This window comes from Achromobacter sp. EG18, from assembly GCF_059759395.1.
The window spans coordinates 5,041,979-5,059,991 of sequence record NZ_CM186213.1 but is presented as its reverse complement, the minus strand read 5'-3'; the positions used below and the strand labels follow the sequence as shown (position 1 = coordinate 5,059,991).

The following is an 18,013-nucleotide window of genomic DNA, read 5'->3' as shown; positions in this document are numbered from 1 at the left end:
TTGTTAAGCTTTCACGTTTACGCGCTCCTTCGTCCCTTACATGCGTACCGCCCGTCGCTACCTGGCCCGCGAGATCTATCGCTCTTGCGCAGTGGTCCTTATGGCCCTGCTGGGTCTTTTCACGTTCTTCGCACTGGTGGACGACCTGGACAACGTGGGTGACAAGTTCTCCATGATGGCCCTGCTGTACATGCAGGCGCTGGCCATCCCGACCCGACTTTACGACCTGCTGCCCATCGGCCTGCTGATTGGCGCCATCCTGGCCCTGGCCGGCCTGGCCCAGCGCAACGAGCTGGTGATCCTGCGGGTCTCGGGCGTCAGCGGCATGCGCCTGCTGCGCATGCTCTGGATCGTCACCATCCCGCTGATGATCGGGGCCGCCCTGCTGTCCGAGTACGTCACCCCCTGGGCCGAGATGAAATCCGGCGAGGCCAACCTGATGTTCCGCGGCAAGGCCGGCGGCGACCGCCTGAACAGCGGCTACTGGTTCAAGGAACCCACGGCCAACGGCGGCACCCGCATCATCAACATCGCCGCGCTGCAGGGCGACGGCCAGGTCACCGGCGTTACCCTCTACGAATTCAAGAAGGACCTGACGCTGTCGGTGCTGTCGACCGCGCCCAATGGCCTGTTCGCCCACGGCGACCTGGTCCTCAAGGACGTCTCGGAAACCCGCCTGGACGACAACGCCGCCGAAACGCTGGCCGACGCCCGTCCGCCCAAGAATCCCCCGGCGGTGGTGGTCAAGCTGCCCGAGCGCACGGTCGACACCACCCTGAGCGCGGAACGCCTGCTGGCGCGGGTCCTGACCCCCGAGCGCATGTCGATCGTGACGCTGCTGGACTATGTGGATTATTTGCGCAACAACCAGCTGCAATATGGTCGACAGGTGGTCGCCTTGTGGCGCAAACTGGCGTATCCGTTCACGTTGCTGGTGATGATCACCATCGCCGCCCCCATCGGCCTGATGCAGACGCGCCGTGGCGGCGTGGGCGCCAAGGTGTTCATCGGCATCCTGCTGGGCGTGGGCTTCTTCATGCTCAACCAGCTGGCGCTGAACGTAGGCATGCTGGGCAAGTGGCCGCCCTGGCTCACCGCCCTGGGGCCGAACATCGGCGCCATGGCCCTGGCGCTGGGCGCCATGAGCTATATGGAGTACCGCCACACCATCACCCGTATCGTCCAACAACGTTGGCCCTGGAGCAAGAGTCCCGCATGAACGGCAGTATCTGGATGATCGGCGACGTGCAAGGTTGCTGCTCGCCGCTGGATCGCTTGCTGTCCCACCCCGAACTGGTCGGCGATCCAAAGTCGCGCTTCTGGTTCGCCGGGGATCTGGTCAACCGTGGCCCGCAATCGCTGGCGACCCTGCGCCGCATCATCGACCTGGGCGACCGCGCCACGGTGGTGCTGGGCAACCATGACCTGCACCTGCTGGCGGCCGCCGCGGGCGTACGCAAGCCGTCCAAGTCGGACACGCTGGACGAGATCCTGCGGGCGCCGGATTCGGCCGAGCTGATCGACTGGCTGCGCTCGCGGCCACTGGCGCATTTCGAGCAGGAGCACCTGATGGTGCACGCGGGCACGCTGGCCAAGTGGGACGTGGCCAAGACGCTGTCGCTGGCGGCCGAGGTGCAGGATGCGCTGCGCGGCCCGAACTGGCAGAAGGCGCTGCAGAAGATGTACGGCAACGAGCCGGCCACGTGGAAGGAAGACCACAAGGGCGGCAAGCGGATGCGGGTGATCATCAATGCGCTGACGCGCATCCGCCTGTGCACGCCGAATGGCCATATGGAGTTCGCGACCAAGGTGACGCCGGGCGCCTGGCCGGCGGGCCTGGTGCCGTGGTTCGACGTGCCGAACCGCGCGACGCGCAACGTGACGACGGTGTTCGGCCATTGGTCGACGCTGGGGCTGATGGTGCGGCCGGATGTGATCTGCCTGGATACGGGATGCGTATGGGGTGGGGCGTTGACGGCGTTGCGGTTGCAGGATCGGAAGCTGGTGCAGGTTAAGTGTTCGCAGTTTCAGGATCCGTTGGCTGAGTGATTGTGCTTGGTGGCGGGTTTTTTCTGCTGCTGCTTTGGGGTTTGGTGTTTTTTTGGCGTCGTCGTTGATCTTCGTAGGTCGCCCCTCGGTCGGGCGGACCCGATGGCGGGCGCCCACGATTGCGGTCCGGAGCGTTCGCTCCGGACTGCCCCATCCTCGTCCTCGCCTTCGGCGACTCCTTCGGATTCCGTCGGGCGCATCGAGGTTGCCCGCCACCGGGTCCGCCCGCCCGAGGGGCTACGCGTATCTAGGCTTGTCGCGCTGCTAGACCTGTGTGCGGGGAATGGAACCTGCAGGGCTGCCAGTTGCGGCCGCGCGGGCGGCCACAACTGGCGTCTGTCCATTTGACTGTGTTGCGGGTGCGCTGCGCGCTGGCGGCGTGCGGTTTTTTAATGATTCCGCACGTCAGGGGGAGGGGCGGTGGTGCTCGGCGCGGCGTCAAGCGTTTTGCGCGTGACGACCTCTCGCGCCGACCACAAACAGGCGTGGTGCCAGCAGCTTTCAATAGCAAGCGATTCGGCCTATCCCACACGCGAGAGCGTCATCATTCCGACGCAAGACATCGCGTAAGCCGCAAAAGGCCGCCCGCGCGGCCGGCTTGCGGCGGGCCCCGCAAGACCCTCCTCTCCAGCCCCGATGTGCGCCAAAACGCCAAGCACACCGCTCGTCCCAGAGACCGTCATTACGTCTCATCGCGAGCGCGTGGCGGGGTCGGTGGGGGATGGCGGGGCGTGTAGATGCGCCCGAGGGAATCCGAAGGCAGCCGCCGGCAGGCGGCAACGAGGATGACGAAGGGGAAGTCCGGAGCGAACGCTCCGGACCGCAATCGTAGCCCCGCCATCCCCCACCGACCCCGACACGCGCGCCTCAAGAACCCAACCCCAAGCGCAACACCCCATTCACCTCCGAATCTCAGCCAGAAACTTCCGCGCCCGCTCCGTCTCCGGCCGACCGAAAAACGCCTCCGGCCCAGCCACCTCCACAATCCGCCCCGCATCCATGAACCAGACCGTATCGGCCACCTCCCGCGCAAACCCCATCTCGTGCGTCACGCACACCATGGTCATGCCGTCGCGAGCCAGGCCCTTCATCACCTGCAGCACCTCGCCCACCATCTCGGGATCCAGCGCGCTGGTCGGTTCGTCGAACAGCATCACCGGCGGATTCATCGCCAGCGCCCGCGCGATCGCCACGCGTTGCTGCTGGCCGCCGGACAACTGCGCCGGATAGGCCTCGGCCTTGTGCGCCAGGCCAACGCGGTCGAGCAATTGCATCGCCCGTTCGCGCGCCTCTGGACGGCGGGCGCGTTTCAGTTGCAGCGGCGCCAGCATCAGGTTCTCCAGCACCGACAGGTGCGGAAACAGGTTGAACTGCTGGAATACGAAACCGATGTGGCTGCGCAGCGTGTCCAGGTGCACCTTGCCGCCGTAGATGTCCTGGCCATCGACCTCGATCACGCCCTTCTGGATGGGCTCCAATCGGTTCACGGTGCGAATCAGTGTCGACTTGCCCGATCCGGACGGGCCGCACACCACCACCACCTCGCCGCGGCGCACCTGCGCGGTCACGTCGGCCAGCGCCTGATAGTCGCCGTACCACTTCTGCACTTCGGAAAATCGGATCATGTCGGGACCACCTTGGGAACGGGTGCGCGGCCGGCGCGGCGGCTGCCGATGCGCTTTTCGGTCAGGTGCACCAGGGCGCTCAGGCCGAAATTCAGGATGAAATAAGTCAGCGCCAGCAACGCGAACACTTCGAACGGTTTGGTCAGCAGCACGCTGTTGATCTGGTTGGCGGCGTACGTCAGTTCCTGCACGCTGATCACGTAGGCCAGCGAGGTTTCCTTCACGGTCGAGACGAACTGGCTCAGCATGCTGGGCAGCATGTTGTAGAGCGCCTGCGGCAGAATCACCCGGCGCATGGTCTGCATGTACGACAGGCCGAGCGCGCGGCCGGCCTCCTGCTGGCCGGGGGGCAGCGCCTGGATGCCGGCGCGGATGATCTCGGCCAGGTAGGCGCTTTCGTAGCACACCAGCGCCACCACCATCGTCGTGGTGCCCGCCACCGGCCGGCCGATGATGAGCGGCACGAAGAAGTAGGCCCAGAAGATGAACATCAGCAGCGGCAGGCCGCGCACCAGGTACACCATGGCCGAGGCCGGCCAGCGCAGCGCCCGGTATGGGCTGATGCGGCCCAGCGCCAGCAGCACGCCGCAAGGCAGGGCCAGCGCCAGGCTGACGGCGGCCAGGCCCAGCGTGGCGGCCAGGCCGCCGATCGGGCCATGCGGATACTGGCCGATGAGCAGCAGCAGCCAGTTGTCTTTGAGGATATCCCACATTCAATGGCCTCCCAGCGGACGGTAGCGCCGCTGCAGCAGCGCGCCGCCGCCCATGATCAGGAACGACAGCAGCAGGTAGATCGCCGTCACCACCGCGTAGGCCTCGAAGGTGCGGAACGTGTAGTTCTCGATCTCGCGGCCGGCGGCGGTCAGCTCGGCCACGCCGATGGCCATGGCCAGGCTGGTGTTCTTGACCAGCAACAGCGTCTGGTTCAAGAGCGGCGGGATGGCGATGCGGAAGGCCTGCGGCAGCACCACGCAGCGCATGGTGCGCAGAAAACCGAGGCCCAGCGCGCGCGCCGCCTCGACCTGGCCCGGCGGGATGCCGCGCACCGCGCTGCGCAGGTCTTCGCAGACATAGGCCGACATCACCAGGCCGATGGCGATGCACGACAGGATGAACTCGCTGCCATGTGTGTTGAGCCAGTCGGTGGCGACCTGTGGCAGCAGGGCCGGCACGCCGAAATACCAGAACAGGATGTGCACCAGCATCGGCACGTTGCGATGGAAGGCCACGTAAAGCGCGATCAACGCGTTGGCCACGGGCGAGCCCGTCAGGCGGATGACCGCCAGCAGGCTGCCCACCAGGAACGCCAGGATCCAGGCCAGTCCGGCCAGCGCCAGGGTGGTGACGAGCCCCCTGAGCAGCCAGGCCGGGTACTCCCCCTGGAAGATGGCGGAGAAGTCGAAGACGTAATGCATCGGCGAAGGCTCCGGCGCGCGCGGCGCGTCAACCCTTGATCGCTTCGATGCGGAAGTCGCGCTTCATGTTGAACTGGGTGCCGACGCCGAACCACTTGTCGAAGATCTGCGTCGCCTTGCCCGAGGCTTCCAGGCCGTCCAGCACCTTGTTCACCTGGTTCAGCATCGCGGTATCGCCGCGGCGCACGCCCATGCCCCACGGCTCCACGAACAGCGCGGGTTCGAGGATCTTGGCCGGCACTGCGCTGGTCGCGGCCTGCTGTTTGAGCTTGACCAGCATCAGCTCGGAGCCGACAAAGCCGCTGACCTTGCCCTGCTGCAACGCCAGGAAGGCGCCGCTGGGGTCCTTGAAGGTCACCGGCTCGACGTTGGGGATGAACTTGCGCGCGCCTTGTTCCGACGAGGAGCCGCGCACCGCGCTGACGCGCTTGCCGGTCAGGTCGGCGGGCGCCTTCAGGTCCTTGTCCGATTCACGCGCCAGCACCTTCTGCAGGCTCACGAAATGCTGATGCGAATAGTCGATCTGCTGCGCCCGCTCGGGGCTCCAGCCCAGGTTGGCCGCGACCACGTCGACGCGGCCGGCGATCAGTTCGGGAATGCGGGCCTCGACCGCGATCAGCTTGAGTTCCAGCGGCACGCCCAGGCTGTCGGCCACCGCCTGGCACATGTCGACCTCGTAGCCGACGATGGCGCGGGTCTTGGGGTCCTGGAAGCTGAACGGTTCGGCCGTGCCCATGGTGCCGCAGATGAATTTGCCGCGCGCCTTGATGTCCTGCAGCGTGTCCGCGTGGGCCGCGGGCGCCAGGGTGGCGGCCAGGCCGATGGCGGCCGCGCAGGTGATGATCCAGTGCTTCATGTCGATTCCCTTGAAATATAGGTATGGGTACTGCCAACAATGGCGGCCCCTGCGCGGGGCCGTCGGATTCAGGTCAGCCGGCCGCAGGCCTGGGCGATGCGGCGACAGCCTTCCTCGATGTTGTCCATCGAAGTGGCGAAGCTCAGGCGCAGGTAGGGCGACAGGCCGTAGGCCGTGCCGTCCAGCACCGCGACGCCGGCCTCGTCCAGCAGGAACATGACCACGTCCAGGTCGGTGCGCATCAACGCGCCGGCCGGCGTGCGTCGTCCCAACAGGCCTTCGACGTTGGGGTAGACGTAGAACGCGCCCTGCGGCCGCGGACAGCGGATGCCCGGCACCGCGTCCAGCAGCGTCACGATGCGGTCGCGGCGCGCGTGGAACACGGCGGCTGCCTCGCCGACGCAGGCCTGGTCGGCGCTCAATGCCACGCGCGCGGCGGCCTGGCTGATGGCGCTGACGCAGCTGGTGCTTTGCGAGATCAGCGTGGCCATGGCCTTGACCAGCGTCTTGGGGCCGCCGGCATAGCCCAGGCGCCAGCCGGTCATCGCGTAGGCCTTGGAGACCCCATTGATGGTCAGCGTGCGCCCGGCCAGTTCCGGCGCGACGGCGGCCGGCGACGCATGACGCGTGTCGCCGTAGGCCAGGTGTTCGTAGATTTCGTCGGTCATCAACCAGACCTGGGGATGGCGCGCCAGCACGTCGGCCAGCGCGCGCAGTTCCGCCGCGCTGTACATCGCGCCGGTCGGATTGGATGGCGTGTTCAACAGCAGCCACTTGGTGCGCGGCGTGATGGCGCGTTCCAGCGCCTCGGGCGTGAGCTTGAAGCCGTCGGCCTCCGGGCACGCCACCACCACCGGCGTGCCGTCATTGACCAGCACCATGTCGGGATACGAGACCCAGTACGGCGCGGGAATGATGACCTCGTCGCCGGCCTGCACGGTGGCGGCCAGCGCGGTGTATAGCAGTTGCTTGGCGCCCACGCCGACGATCAACTCATCGATCGCATAATCCAGCCCGTTCTCGCGCTGGAACTTGGCGCGCGCCGCTTCCAGCAGCGGCCGCGAGCCGGCCGACGCGGTGTAGCGGATGTCGCCGCTGTTCAGCGCATCGATGCCGGCCTGCACGATGTGCGCCGGCGTCGGCAGGTCGGGCTCGCCCACGGTGAAGTCGATGATGTCGCGCCCTTGCGCCCGCAATTGATCCACCCGGGTCTTGGCCGCCATGCTGGGCGAAGGCTTGATGGCGCGGGCGCGCGCCGCCAGCAGCAAGGTATCGGCGCCGCTCATGCCAGCCCCTTGGCGGCGAAGGCAGCCTGCATCCAGCTTTGCGTACGCGCGCCGGCGTCGATCTCGGCCATGATGCGCGCCTCCTTGTCGGCATGCGCGCGCGCCGCCGCGATCAGCGCAGGCGCCTCGTCGGCCGCGAAACTCACCAGGCCGTCCTCGTCGCCCACGACGATGTCGCCGGGGTGGATCACCTGGCCGCCGATGGACACGGGCACGTTGACCTCGCCCGGGCCGTCCTTGTAGGGGCCGCGGTGGATGTGGCCGCGCGCATAGCAGGGAAACGCGTCGGCCTCGAACGCACCGACGTCGCGAATGGCGCCGTCCACCACCACGCCGGCGCAGCCGTGCGCCTGCAGGTAGCGTTTCATGATCTCGCCCAGCACGGCGTTGGACAGGTCGCCGCCGGCGTCCACCACCAGCACGTGGCCGGGCTGCACCTGCATCATGGCCTTGTAGATCATCAGGTTATCGCCCGGCCGGGTCTTGACGGTGAGGGCGGTGCCGACCAGCTTGCCGGCGCGGTTGTAGCGATGCAGCCCGGCGATGCCTTCGCGGCGCGCCAGGTTGTCGCTGAGATGCGGCGTGACGATGCCGGCCAGCGCCTGCAGGATGGAATCGGGGGCAACGGGAGCGGCCGGCAATATGCGCGTGCCGGTGATGAGGGTGGCCATGGCGGTCTGCGTAGTCCTGAATCGAATGAGTCAGACCGAATGGTCGGCGCTTTCGGCAATCCGAAAAAGGGATTAAATTTCCACGAACTTCATCCCTTTTAGGAATATAGGGGTTAGCCCTTATCGGAAATTTCGGAATGAATCAGACTGTCTCGCGGAACCCCGCATGCTGACCTTCAAACAGATCGAGGCGCTCTACTGGACCGTGCGCCTGGGCACGTTCTCGGCGTCGGCGCAGAAGCTGCACACCACCCAGTCGGCCATCACCAAGCGCATCCAGGAGCTGGAGGCGGACTTCGACGTGGCCCTGTTCGACCGCTCCGGGCACCGCGCCGAACTGACCGCGCGCGGCCACGAGGTCTATGCGCTGGCCGAGGAAATGCTGGGCCACCGCGACCGGCTGCTGGTGCGCCTGAAGGGCCAGCACACGCTGACCGGCACGTTCCGCTTCGGCATCACCGAGATCACCGCGATGACCTGGCTGCCGGCCCTGATCCGCCTGCTGCGCGCGCACTATCCGCGCATCACGCTGGAGCCGCATATCGACCTGGGCGCGGACCTGCAGAAGCGATTGCAGGCCGGACAATTGGACATGGCATTCCTGCACGGCGAATTCGCCGAGCCCGGGCTGCAGGTCGTGGCGTTGCAGCGGCTGGAGTTCGCCTGGATGGGCAGCCCCGACATGATCGACCCGAGCCGTGTCTACACCCCCGCCGACATCGCCGCCCTGCCGCTGTTGCGGCAAAGCCGCGAGTCGGGCCTGAACATGATCTACGACGGCTGGCTCAAGCCCCATACGCCGGCCAGCAACCTGTTCACCATCAACAGCCTGATCGCCATGGCGGGCCTGACCGCGGCCGGCTTCGGGGTGAGCTGCCTGCCGCGGGATTATTTCGCGGAGATGGTGAGCGCCAGGCAACTGGTGATAGCGCGGACCAGCACCGCGGCGCCGCAATCGGTGTACTGCGCAATGTACCGGAAGGGGGCTGATGATGCGTTTTGTGAGAGTGTGGCGGAGGTGGCGCGTAGTTGTTGTGATTTTTCTTCTAATGGGCGGCATTGAGGCGGGGGTTTTTTGTGTCGCGGGGTTGGGTTCTTGAGGCGCGCGTGGCGGGGTCGGTGGGGGATGGCGGGGCTACGATTGCGGTCCGGAGCGTTCGCTCCGGACTGCCCCTTCGTCATCCTCGTTGCCGCCTGCCGGCGGCTGCCTTCGGATTCCCTCGGGCGCATCTACACGCCCCGCCATCCCCCACCGACCCCGCCACGCGCTCGCGATGAGACGTAATGACGGTCTCTGGCGCGAGCGGTGTGCTTGGCGTTTTGGCGCACATCGGAGCAGGAGAGGAGGGTCTTGCGGGGCCCGCCGCAAGCCGGCCGCGCGGGCGGCCTTTTGCGGCTTACGCGGCGTCTTGCGTCGGGCTGGTGACGCTCTCGCGTGTGGGCGCGGCGGAATAGTTTGCTATTGAAAGTCTGCTGGCACCACGCCTGTTTGTGGTCGGCGCGAGAGGTCGTCCCGCGCAACATGTCTGATGCCGCGCCGACCACCACCGCCCCTCCCTCTGACCTGCGGAATCATTAGAAAACCGCTCGCCGCCAGCGCGCAGCGCACCCGCAACACGTTCAAATGAACAGACGCCAGTTGTGGCCGCCCGCGCGGCCGCAACTGGCAGCCCCGCAGGTTCCATTCCCCGCACACAGGTCTAGCAGCGCGACAAGCCTAGATACGCGTAGCCCCTCGGGCGGGCGGACCCGGTGGCGGGCAACCTCGATGCGCCCGAGGGAATCCGAAGGCAGCCGCCGCCAGGCGGCAACGAGGATGACGAAGGGGAAGTCCGGAGCGAACGCTCCGGACCGCAATCGTGGGCGCCCGCCATCGGGTCCGCCCGCCCGAGGGGCGACCTACGAAGCACAACGCCGACGCCAAGAAAAACACACAACCCGCCACAAGCAAGAATCCCCCCCAAGCCCGCAGCAACAAAAACCTCAAAGCACCGCCTGAATCGCATCCCGAGCCTGATGCGACAGTTCCAACCGCGTCGGCAACGTCCCATCGGCATGCTTCGTTGCCAATACCGGCAAGAACACCACCTCCACCGACAGCCCCGTCGTCCCCATCACCCGCCACAGATTCGCCACCAGCGTTTCCTCCCCCACGAACGCCGCGAAACCGCTGCGTTCGCCGTGTTGCAGGAAGCGCAGCGCCACCGGCTGGATCTCGACCGCCGCCGCGCGGGCCGGTTCGAACAGGCTGGCGTGGAACGGGCGCAGCGTGAAACCCTCGCTGGTCGTGCCTTCCGGGAACAGGCCCACCGCGTCGCCCAGCTTGAAGCGCGCCTGCATCGACTCGCCCATCGCGTGCACCGCGTGGCGTTGGCCGCGTTCGATGAACAGCGTGCCCGCGCCCGCCACCAGCCAGCCGATCACCGGCCAGCTGCGGATCTCGCTCTTGGCCACGAACGACGTCGCCCGCGCCGAATTCAGCACGAAGATGTCGATCCAGGAAACGTGGTTCGCCACCAGCAGTACTGGACCCGTCATGCGCGGCTCGCCCTTGAAGACGACCCGCAGGCCACAGGCCGCCATCAGGCAGCGCGACCAGGTTCGATTGAGCCAGGCCCGCGACTTCGGGCGCAGCAGCGGATACACCAGGCCCACGCACAGCAGGCCGAAGACGATCAACGGCACCACCAGCATCAGGCGAAGGACAAAGCGCAGCAGCTTCAAGCAGGGGTCTCCCAGGCCGGGTTGCCACCCACCAGGGTGGCGCGGACACGGCCGGGCAGCATCATACCCGCGAACGGCGTATGGCGGCTTTGGCTTTGCAGGGCGCCGGGCGCCACCAGCCATTCGGCCTCCAGGTCCACCAGGCACAGATCCGCGGGCGCGCCCACGCCCAGCTCGCCCAGGCCGGACAAGGCCGGTGACAGGCCGCGCAGCACCGCCGCCGGCCCCGCGGTCACCCGGGCCAGCGCCTGCGTCAGCGGCAGGCGGCTGTCGCGGGCCCATTTCAGCGTCAGCGACAACAGCAATTCCAGGCCCGTGGCGCCGGGTTGCGAATAGGGAAACGGCAGGGCCTTGCCCGCGTCGTCCACCAGCGCGTGATCCGAGCACAGCGCCTCCACCAGCCCCTCGCGCAACGCCGCCTGGATCGCATCGCGGTCGCGCTGGCCGCGCAGCGGCGGGCGCAGGTGGAAATCGGTATTGAAATAACCGATGTCCACATCGGTCAGGTGCAGGCTGTTGGCCGAAACGTCCGCGCTGACCGGCAGTCCCTCGCGGCGCGCGGCGCGCAACAGTTCCAGGCCGCCGGCGGTCGACAGGCGCGACAGATGGACACGCGCGCCCGTGGCGCGTTGCAGCTCGAAAATCGTTTGCAGGGCCAGCGCCTCGGCCTGCGGCGGCAGGCCCGGCAGGCCGAGACGGTCGGCGTAGGCGCCGGCGGCGACCACGGCGCCCTGCGCCAGCCATGGGTCCTGCGGCCGCAGCCACAATGCCAGGCCCAGCCCCGCGGCGTAGCGCATGGCGCCCCACAGCACCCGCGTATCGGCGATGCCGCACTCGCCCGGCGAGAACGCCAGGCAGCCCGCCTGCGCCAGCAGGCCCATTTCCGCCAGGGTTTCGCCGCGCAGGCCGACTGTCAAGGCGCCGATCGGCAGCACCCGGCCGTGGCCGGACGGAGCCTCGCGCAGCAGCGCTTCGATCTTGGCCGGTTGGTCCAGCGGCGCGTCGGCATCCGGGGGCATGGCCAGCGTGGTTACGCCACCAGCCAGGGCGGCGCGCAACTCGGCGCTGGACAGGCGCGAGTCCGCCGGCGCGCCGCTGTCCTGGCGCAGCAGGCGCGCCGACAGGTCCACCAGGCCTGGCAACACGGCCAGGCCTGCCGCGTCGATGCGCCGGTCGGCCTGGAAGCCGTCCGGCGCCTGGCCGCTCGCGACCACGCGGCCGTGGGCAATGAACAGGTCTTGCAGGCCGTCGCGGCCGTGGGCCGGATCGATCAGGCGGCCGTTGGCGATGTGCAGCCTCATGCGGCGCCTCCTGCCAGCACGCTCAGGGCGGCCAGGCGCAGATCGCGTTCGGATCGCGCCAGGCTGGCCTCGGTGTCGGGCAGGCCGGCGCCGATGTCGCCGTCGATCTCGATGCCGGGCGTCAAGCGGCCGGCGGGCAACAGCAGGAAGTCGGCTTTCGCCACGGCCAGGCGGGCCGGCGTCACTCCGCAGGCGGCCGCGTAGTCCCTGGCCGACGGCAGCAGCGCGCCGCTCATGCGTTCGGCGCGCAGCGGCAGCACGATCACGACATCGGCGTCGGCCAGGCATTCGCGCAGCGTGCCGCAGGCCCGTACGCCCAGTTGCGGCAGGCCATCGGGCAGCAGGGTGCGCGGCGCTGTGGCGCGCACTTCCGGCACGCCCAGCGTGGTCATGGCATGGATCAGGCTGCGAGCCACGGCGCTATGGCGAATGTCGCCCACCAGCGCCACGGCCAGGTTGGTCAGATCGCGTTTGGCGCGCAGCATCGCCTGCACCCGGGCAAGGGCCGGCAGCGGGTCGGCATGGGCGCCGTCGCCAGCGTTGATGATGCGCAGGCCGGGCGCCTGGGCGCCGGCGGCACAGACGGCCGCGCCGCTGGCGGGATGCCGCAGCACCAGGATGCCGGCCGGCAGGCCGGCGGCAACGGCGGCGGGCGACGGCGCGGCGGGAGCATGCGTCGAGGGTGGAGCCCCGGCGCCCACGCCATGGCCTTGATCCACGCCCGCATCGACGCCCGCGCTGCCCGCGAGCGGCACCGGCCGCAGGCCCAACTGGCCCGCGGCGGCCTCGAAACCCTGGCGCAGGTCGATGTCGCCGGCCGGCAGGCTCAGGAACAATGGCAAGTCGGCGGCGGGCGCGGCGGGCGGCGAGCCATCGGCAAAACGCGCCGCCATGTCGAGCAGCCGCTCGACATGGCGGCGCGGCAACCCTTCCGTGGTCAGCAGATGAATCAGTTCGCCACGACGGTCGAGTTGCGGATTGAGCATGGGCGGGCCGGCGTCGGCGTCAAGGCGCCGGCGGCTTGTCCAGGTAGCGTTGCAGGATGACGGCCGCGGCCACGGCATCGTCGGCCGCGTGCGTGCCAAGCAGGCGTTGCGCCTCCATGCTGGAGCCGCGCTCGTCGACCAGTTCCACCGCGACGCCGAAGCGGCCGTGCAGCTGATTGGCGAAGCGGCGGCAGCGCGCGGTGGCGGGCTGCTCGCCGCCATCGGCATCGAGCGCCAGGCCGACCACCACGCGATGCGGTTGCCATTCCCGCAGCAGCGCCTCGATGCGCGCGAAACGCACATCACGCACTTCGCTGAAGATGATTTCCAGCGGCCGCGCGTGGCGCGTCAGCGTATTGCCGATGGCCACGCCGATCTTCTTCTCGCCGAAGTCGAACGCCAGCAGGGTTTCTTCAGGCATGGCCCGCGTCGCCGGCCAGCATCACGGGATCGATGCCCAGCAGCTTGAGCGCGGCGGGGTAGCGATCCTCGGGCGGCACGTCGAAGATGATGTGGTCGTCGGCGCCGACCGACAGCCAGGCGTTCTGGCCCATCTCGCTTTCGAGCTGGCCGGCGCCCCAGCCGGCGTAGCCTAGCGTGACCAGCATGCGGGCCGGGCCGTTGCCGTCGGCCACGGCCTGCAGCACATCGCGCGAGGTGGTCAGGGCCATGGCGCCCAGCTTGATGCTGGAGCTGTAGTCGCCGGCCGGCGCGTGCAGCACGAAGCCGCGGTCGGTCTGCACCGGGCCGCCGAAGAACACCAGCGTGTCCTTGACCGGGCCGATTTCCAGCGCCAGGTCGATGCGCTCGAACAGCGTGCCGAGCGTCAGGTCCGTGGGCCGGTTGATGACCAGGCCCAACGCGCCGCGTTCGGAGTGCTCGCAGATATAGATGACCGAGCCGGCCAGGCTGCCCTCGACCATGCCGGGCATGGCGATCAGGAACTGGTTGGCGAAGTTGGCGGCCTGCGTGGTGGTTTCTTCGTGGTGTTTTTCCGTCATGGCAACCCCTCTGTGGGTAGTCTGATAGAACCGGGGGCCCGCCGCACTGGCGTGGCCCGTCGGGAGCGCGGGGTGGACATGGCCTCCCCTCGTTGCAAGCCTTGGCGGAATACGTCGGCGCTGCGGATCAGATTTCCATCAGTTCGAAGTCCTCTTTGCGGGCGCCGCATTCAGGACAGACCCAGTTCGGCGGCACATCTTCCCAGCGGGTGCCGGGCGCGATGCCTTCGTCGGGCAGGCCTGCCTCTTCGTCGTAAACCCAGCCACAAATCAGACACATCCAAGTACGCATAGTTCTCTCTTACATCAAATCCCTGCCGTCGTCCCCGCTACGGGGCAAAGGCGGGAGGCATCCATTAGAATGGGGACAATCTTACCGAAACCCAATAGGGGTTCCCCTGATTCTTCGCAATTGAGTCCGGGCACCCTTACTCTAGCGCTGTCCACGTGGCCCCCGTTACTCCCCCTCTCGTTTTGGTCTTCGGCCCGCTCGATCCTTCGGGCGCCGACGGCTTGCCCGCGGATGCCGTCACCTGCGCCCGCCTGGGCTGTCATGGCTTGGCGGCCGTCACGGCGCTGACCGTGCAGGATACCGCCGGCATCGAAGAAATCCATCCCGTGTCGCCCGACCTGCTCGACGACCAGGCTCGCTGCCTGCTCGAAGACATGTCGGTGCAGGCGATCAAGGTGGGCGGACTATACACCGCCGAAACGGCAAGCGTGGCCGCCCAGGTAGCGGCCGATTACAGCCAGGTGCCGCTGGTGCTGCACCTGGGCCAGCGCGCCCAGGTGCCGGCCGACGCCGCCGACGAGGACGAGGCCGACGATCTGCTGGCAGCCGTTCTTGAACTGGTGCTGCCGCAGACCGATTTGCTGATCGTCGAACACCTGCGCCTGGCGCAATGGCATGCGGACGGCGACATCGATATCGGGGACGCACCGTCGCCGATGCACGCCCTGGTGGCGGCCGGCGCCGAATGGGTGCTGGTGCTGGGCAGCCCGCAACGGCCCGGCCACCATGCCAACGTGCTGCTCGGCCCCAACGGCCAGACCACCACCCTGCCGTGGCAGACGCCGCCCGACCGCAACGGCGATGCGGGCGGCCTGGCGGCCACCGCCATCACCGCCCTGCTGGCGCGCGGCCTGGAAATGCCCGAGGCGGTGCGCCAGGGCCTGGCCCACGCCGACGCGGCGGTCGCCGCCAGCTTCCTGCCGGGCATGGGCCGGCGCATTCCCAACCGGATCCAACCGCAATGAAAGCCCTGCGTTTTCCCGCCGGCCTGTACGGCGTCACCCCCGAATGGGACGACACCGAGCGCCTGATGCGCGCGGTGCGCCAGGCCGCCGAGGGCGGCATGCGGGCGCTGCAACTGCGCCGCAAGGACGTGCCCGACGCGGTGCGCGCCGAGCAGGCGCGCGCCCTGGCGCCGCTGTGCCGCGAGCTGGGCGTGGTGTTCCTCATCAATGACGACTGGCGCCTGGCGCTGGAAGTCGGCGCCGACGGCGCCCACGTCGGCCGCGACGACGACAGCCTGGCCCGCATCCGCGCCGAGGCCGGCCCCGACCTGATCCTGGGCGGCTCCAGCTACGACGACCTGGACCGCGCCCGCGAACTGCTCGACGCCGGCGCCGACTACATCGCGTTCGGCGCCATGTTCGCCTCGCGCGTCAAGCCGGACACCGTGCGCGCGCCGCTGTCGGTCCTGACCGAGGCCCGCGCGCTGGTCGAGCAACGCGACGCGCCGCGCCCCGCGGTGGTCGCCATCGGCGGCATCACGCCCGAGAACGCGGCGCAGGTGGCCGCCGCCGGCGCCGATTCGATCGCCGTCATCACCGGCCTGTTCGAGGCGCCCGCCATCCGCGCCGCCGCCGCGGCCTGCGCCGCGCCGTACTCCATCAACCGCAACCTGAAGCCTTGATCGCCATGTCACGTAACGCCCAGCTTTTCGAACGCGCCAGCCGCAGCATCCCCGGTGGCGTCAACTCGCCCGTGCGCGCCTTCCGCTCCGTGGGCGGCACGCCGCGCTTCATCAAGCGCGCGCAAGGCCCGTACGTGTGGGACGCGGAAGACAAGCAGTACATCGACTACGTCGGCTCGTGGGGCCCGGCCATCCTGGGCCATTCGCACCCGGACGTGGTGCGCGCGGTGCAGGAAGCGGCCGTCAATGGCCTGTCGTTCGGCGCCCCCACCGAGGCCGAGATCGAGCTGGCCGAAGTGCTGATCGCGCGCCTGCCGTCGCTGGAACAGGTGCGCCTGGTCAGCTCCGGCACCGAGGCCACCATGACGGCCATCCGCCTGGCGCGCGGCGCCACCGGCCGCAACAAGATCGTCAAGTTCGAGGGCTGCTACCACGGCCACTCCGACAGCCTGCTGGTCAAGGCCGGCTCGGGCCTGCTGACCTTCGGCAACCCCAGCTCGGCCGGCGTGCCGCCCGAGTTCGTCTCGCACACGCTGACCCTGGAATACAACAACCTGGACGCGGTGCGCGAGGCCTTCGCCCAGCACGGCGCCGACATCGCCTGCATCATCGTCGAGCCGATCGCCGGCAACATGAACCTGATCAAGCCGGCCGCCGGCTTCCTGGAAGGGCTGCGCGAGGTCTGCACGCAGCACGGCGCGCTGCTGATCTTCGACGAAGTCATGACCGGTTTCCGCGTCGGCCCGCAGGGCGTGCAGGGCCTGTCGGGCGTCAAGCCCGACCTGACCACGCTGGCCAAGGTGATCGGCGGCGGCATGCCGGTGGGCGCCTTCGGCGGCAGCGCCGAGATCATGAAACACATCGCGCCGCTGGGCGGCGTCTACCAGGCGGGCACGCTGTCGGGCAACCCGGTGGCCGTGGCCGCCGGCCTGGCCACGCTGCGCCTGATCGCCGCGCCCGGCTTCTACGACAAGCTGGCGGCGCAGACCGCCAAGCTGGCACAGGGACTGCAGGAACGCGCCCGCGCCGCCGGCCTGGCGTTCTCGGCCGATTCGGTCGGCGGCATGTTCGGCATCTACTTCAGCGACAAGGTGCCGGCCACGTTCGCCGAGGTCTCGGCCTGCGATACGGCGCGCTTCAACCGCTTTTTCCACGCCATGCTGGACCACGGCGTGCATTTCGCGCCGTCGGCGTTCGAGGCCGGCTTCGTCTCGGCCACCCACGACGACGCCGTCATCCAGGCCACCCTGGATATCGCCGAGAAGGTCTTCGCGACGGTCTGAGCGCGGCGCGAGGCGCGCCGGCGGGTCCCCAGCCTGCCGGACGCGCTGCAACACGCCCTGGCGGCCCTGGAAGGGCTTGCGGGGCGTTTTTGTATCCAGCCCTAGGGTGTCTTGTATTGCTGGTACAGCGCCGTGACGTTGCGCACGTACTGCTGGGTCTCGGCATAGGGCGGCACCGCGTCGTACTTGCGCACCGCGCCCTCGCCCGCGTTGTAGGCCGCCAGCGCCAGGTCCAGGCGGTTGGGATACTGGTCGATCAGGCGCCGCAGCAGGCTTGAACCCGCCTTCACGTTGGTGGCCGGGTCCACCAGCGCCCGCTCGATGTCGTCCGACACCAGCAGGGTCGCCGCCGTCGCCGGCATCAGTTGCATCAGGCCCAGCGCCCCCTTGGGCGAGCGCGCATCGCTGCGGAACCCGGATTCCACCGCGATGACGGCGGTCAGCAAAGCCCGGTCCACGCCTGAATCCCTGGCTGCCTGCGCGATCAGTTCGTCATGCGCGGTGGACGGCGGCGCCGCCCGCCAACGGGCGGCGCGATCGCCCAGGGTCAGCAGGCTCGCGCCGTCACCCGCACGCGGTTCGCAGTCCAGGCAGACTTTGAGGCGGGAGCCGCGCAGCGCGGTGCGGACCTGGGCGCGCTTGTAATACTTGGCATAGCCATTGGGCACCTTCATGGCGCGCCAGACGCCGAACGGATCTTTATAACGATAAATTTCTGCGGCGCTGGCGCCGCTGGCGGGCGCCAGCGCCGCTACCCCGGCCACCAGGGCCGCGATCACCAGGCCGGCCACGCGCCCACGACAGCGGCGCGGCCTGGCCGACGGGAAGGAAAAGGGGGATGACATGGCATCGAGGCTCCGGCGGCGTCCGGGGACGCGGGATCGAACGCCTATGCTG

19 protein-coding genes are annotated in these 18,013 nt (G+C 68.6%); 6 read left to right on the top strand and 13 right to left on the bottom strand.

Going from position 1 to position 18,013, the window contains the following annotated elements; translation table 11 throughout:
• Nucleotides 1-40 precede the first annotated feature (40 nt).
• Complete coding sequence (gene lptG / locus AC6CR5_RS23290) at nt 41-1,219, top strand: LPS export ABC transporter permease LptG (RefSeq protein WP_054473845.1); 1,179 nt, start codon at nt 41-43, stop codon at nt 1,217-1,219.
• Nucleotides 1,216-2,049: a symmetrical bis(5'-nucleosyl)-tetraphosphatase gene (locus tag AC6CR5_RS23285; protein ID WP_107316693.1), complete on the top strand. Its 834-nt coding sequence runs from the start codon at nt 1,216-1,218 to the stop codon at nt 2,047-2,049. The genes lptG and AC6CR5_RS23285 overlap by 4 nt, the downstream gene beginning before the upstream one ends.
• Nucleotides 2,050-2,948: 899 nt before the next feature.
• On the opposite strand, the gene AC6CR5_RS23280 is transcribed toward AC6CR5_RS23285, so the two are convergent.
• The 6 genes from AC6CR5_RS23280 to AC6CR5_RS23255 form a co-directional block, all read right to left on the bottom strand.
• Nucleotides 2,949-3,674, bottom strand: a complete 726-nt coding sequence (locus tag AC6CR5_RS23280) for an amino acid ABC transporter ATP-binding protein (protein ID WP_006388587.1) — start codon at nt 3,672-3,674, stop codon at nt 2,949-2,951.
• A complete protein-coding gene (locus AC6CR5_RS23275; protein ID WP_020925283.1) occupies nt 3,671-4,387 on the bottom strand; it encodes an amino acid ABC transporter permease in 717 nt (238 codons plus the stop codon). Before AC6CR5_RS23275 ends, AC6CR5_RS23280 begins: the two co-directional genes overlap by 4 nt.
• Nucleotides 4,388-5,089, bottom strand: a complete 702-nt coding sequence (locus tag AC6CR5_RS23270; protein WP_006388584.1) for an amino acid ABC transporter permease — start codon at nt 5,087-5,089, stop codon at nt 4,388-4,390. It abuts the gene before it with no gap.
• 28 nt (nt 5,090-5,117) lie between these two features.
• The gene (locus tag AC6CR5_RS23265) at nt 5,118-5,945 is read right to left on the bottom strand and encodes an ABC transporter substrate-binding protein (RefSeq protein WP_241060465.1); all 828 of its coding nucleotides are present in this window, start codon (nt 5,943-5,945) and stop codon (nt 5,118-5,120) included.
• A 68-nt stretch (nt 5,946-6,013) separates the two neighbouring features.
• Complete coding sequence (locus AC6CR5_RS23260; RefSeq protein ID WP_498085001.1) at nt 6,014-7,231, bottom strand: aminotransferase class I/II-fold pyridoxal phosphate-dependent enzyme; 1,218 nt, start codon at nt 7,229-7,231, stop codon at nt 6,014-6,016.
• A complete protein-coding gene (locus tag AC6CR5_RS23255) occupies nt 7,228-7,902 on the bottom strand; it encodes an RraA family protein (protein WP_006388581.1) in 675 nt (224 codons plus the stop codon). The genes AC6CR5_RS23260 and AC6CR5_RS23255 overlap by 4 nt, the downstream gene beginning before the upstream one ends.
• A 166-nt stretch (nt 7,903-8,068) precedes the next feature.
• On the opposite strand from AC6CR5_RS23255, the gene AC6CR5_RS23250 reads away from it, so the two are divergent.
• Entirely contained in the window at nt 8,069-8,965 is an 897-nt protein-coding gene (locus tag AC6CR5_RS23250) for a LysR family transcriptional regulator (RefSeq protein ID WP_020925287.1), read from the top strand.
• Between the two features lie 920 nt (nt 8,966-9,885).
• On the opposite strand, the gene AC6CR5_RS23245 is transcribed toward AC6CR5_RS23250, so the two are convergent.
• The 6 genes from AC6CR5_RS23245 to AC6CR5_RS23220 all read right to left on the bottom strand — a co-directional run bounded on the left by AC6CR5_RS23245 (nt 9,886) and on the right by AC6CR5_RS23220 (nt 14,206).
• Complete coding sequence (locus AC6CR5_RS23245; protein ID WP_047993570.1) at nt 9,886-10,626, bottom strand: lysophospholipid acyltransferase family protein; 741 nt, start codon at nt 10,624-10,626, stop codon at nt 9,886-9,888.
• Nucleotides 10,623-11,927: a dihydroorotase gene (locus tag AC6CR5_RS23240; RefSeq protein WP_054516764.1), complete on the bottom strand. Its 1,305-nt coding sequence runs from the start codon at nt 11,925-11,927 to the stop codon at nt 10,623-10,625. Before AC6CR5_RS23240 ends, AC6CR5_RS23245 begins: the two co-directional genes overlap by 4 nt.
• The gene (locus tag AC6CR5_RS23235; protein ID WP_076469028.1) at nt 11,924-12,913 is read right to left on the bottom strand and encodes an aspartate carbamoyltransferase; all 990 of its coding nucleotides are present in this window, start codon (nt 12,911-12,913) and stop codon (nt 11,924-11,926) included. Before AC6CR5_RS23235 ends, AC6CR5_RS23240 begins: the two co-directional genes overlap by 4 nt.
• A 19-nt stretch (nt 12,914-12,932) precedes the next feature.
• A complete protein-coding gene (ruvX, locus tag AC6CR5_RS23230) occupies nt 12,933-13,334 on the bottom strand; it encodes a Holliday junction resolvase RuvX (protein WP_241061363.1) in 402 nt (133 codons plus the stop codon).
• Entirely contained in the window at nt 13,327-13,914 is a 588-nt protein-coding gene (locus AC6CR5_RS23225; RefSeq protein WP_006388575.1) for a YqgE/AlgH family protein, read from the bottom strand. Before AC6CR5_RS23225 ends, ruvX begins: the two co-directional genes overlap by 8 nt.
• 127 nt (nt 13,915-14,041) lie before the next feature.
• Nucleotides 14,042-14,206 (bottom strand): rubredoxin, encoded by a 165-nt coding sequence (locus tag AC6CR5_RS23220; protein ID WP_003814980.1) that lies wholly within the window; start codon nt 14,204-14,206, stop codon nt 14,042-14,044.
• Nucleotides 14,207-14,325: 119 nt separating this feature from the next.
• On the opposite strand from AC6CR5_RS23220, the gene AC6CR5_RS23215 reads away from it, so the two are divergent.
• From AC6CR5_RS23215 to hemL, 3 genes are read left to right on the top strand one after another with little or no spacing between them, the layout of a single operon-like run.
• Nucleotides 14,326-15,171 carry a bifunctional hydroxymethylpyrimidine kinase/phosphomethylpyrimidine kinase gene (locus AC6CR5_RS23215; RefSeq protein ID WP_349666361.1) on the top strand — a complete coding sequence of 282 codons (846 nt, stop codon included), beginning with the start codon at nt 14,326-14,328 and terminating at the stop codon, nt 15,169-15,171.
• Nucleotides 15,168-15,833 (top strand): thiamine phosphate synthase, encoded by a 666-nt coding sequence (thiE, locus tag AC6CR5_RS23210; protein WP_058665305.1) that lies wholly within the window; start codon nt 15,168-15,170, stop codon nt 15,831-15,833. The genes AC6CR5_RS23215 and thiE overlap by 4 nt, the downstream gene beginning before the upstream one ends.
• Nucleotides 15,834-15,838: 5 nt before the next feature.
• Nucleotides 15,839-17,116, top strand: coding sequence for a glutamate-1-semialdehyde 2,1-aminomutase (gene hemL / locus AC6CR5_RS23205; protein WP_047993571.1), 1,278 nt, complete (start codon nt 15,839-15,841; stop codon nt 17,114-17,116).
• A gap of 101 nt (nt 17,117-17,217) precedes the next feature.
• On the opposite strand, the gene AC6CR5_RS23200 is transcribed toward hemL, so the two are convergent.
• The gene (locus AC6CR5_RS23200) at nt 17,218-17,961 is read right to left on the bottom strand and encodes a lytic transglycosylase domain-containing protein (RefSeq protein WP_026384888.1); all 744 of its coding nucleotides are present in this window, start codon (nt 17,959-17,961) and stop codon (nt 17,218-17,220) included.
• Between the last annotated feature and the right edge of the window lie 52 nt (nt 17,962-18,013).

Bases quoted from the DNA above. Each gene is read 5' to 3' on its own strand.
- lptG (WP_054473845.1), top strand. From the start codon at position 41: ATGCGTACCGCCCGTCGCTACCTGGCCCGCGAGATCTATCGCTCTTGC.
- AC6CR5_RS23285 (WP_107316693.1), top strand. From the start codon at position 1,216: ATGAACGGCAGTATCTGGATGATCGGCGACGTGCAAGGTTGCTGCTCG.
- AC6CR5_RS23280 (WP_006388587.1), bottom strand. From the start codon at position 3,674: ATGATCCGATTTTCCGAAGTGCAGAAGTGGTACGGCGACTATCAGGCG.
- AC6CR5_RS23275 (WP_020925283.1), bottom strand. From the start codon at position 4,387: ATGTGGGATATCCTCAAAGACAACTGGCTGCTGCTGCTCATCGGCCAG.
- AC6CR5_RS23270 (WP_006388584.1), bottom strand. From the start codon at position 5,089: ATGCATTACGTCTTCGACTTCTCCGCCATCTTCCAGGGGGAGTACCCG.
- AC6CR5_RS23265 (WP_241060465.1), bottom strand. From the start codon at position 5,945: ATGAAGCACTGGATCATCACCTGCGCGGCCGCCATCGGCCTGGCCGCC.
- AC6CR5_RS23260 (WP_498085001.1), bottom strand. From the start codon at position 7,231: ATGAGCGGCGCCGATACCTTGCTGCTGGCGGCGCGCGCCCGCGCCATC.
- AC6CR5_RS23255 (WP_006388581.1), bottom strand. From the start codon at position 7,902: ATGGCCACCCTCATCACCGGCACGCGCATATTGCCGGCCGCTCCCGTT.
- AC6CR5_RS23250 (WP_020925287.1), top strand. From the start codon at position 8,069: ATGCTGACCTTCAAACAGATCGAGGCGCTCTACTGGACCGTGCGCCTG.
- AC6CR5_RS23240 (WP_054516764.1), bottom strand. From the start codon at position 11,927: ATGAGGCTGCACATCGCCAACGGCCGCCTGATCGATCCGGCCCACGGC.
- AC6CR5_RS23235 (WP_076469028.1), bottom strand. From the start codon at position 12,913: ATGCTCAATCCGCAACTCGACCGTCGTGGCGAACTGATTCATCTGCTG.
- ruvX (WP_241061363.1), bottom strand. From the start codon at position 13,334: ATGCCTGAAGAAACCCTGCTGGCGTTCGACTTCGGCGAGAAGAAGATC.
- AC6CR5_RS23225 (WP_006388575.1), bottom strand. From the start codon at position 13,914: ATGACGGAAAAACACCACGAAGAAACCACCACGCAGGCCGCCAACTTC.
- AC6CR5_RS23220 (WP_003814980.1), bottom strand. From the start codon at position 14,206: ATGCGTACTTGGATGTGTCTGATTTGTGGCTGGGTTTACGACGAAGAG.
- thiE (WP_058665305.1), top strand. From the start codon at position 15,168: ATGAAAGCCCTGCGTTTTCCCGCCGGCCTGTACGGCGTCACCCCCGAA.
- hemL (WP_047993571.1), top strand. From the start codon at position 15,839: ATGTCACGTAACGCCCAGCTTTTCGAACGCGCCAGCCGCAGCATCCCC.
- AC6CR5_RS23200 (WP_026384888.1), bottom strand. From the start codon at position 17,961: ATGTCATCCCCCTTTTCCTTCCCGTCGGCCAGGCCGCGCCGCTGTCGT.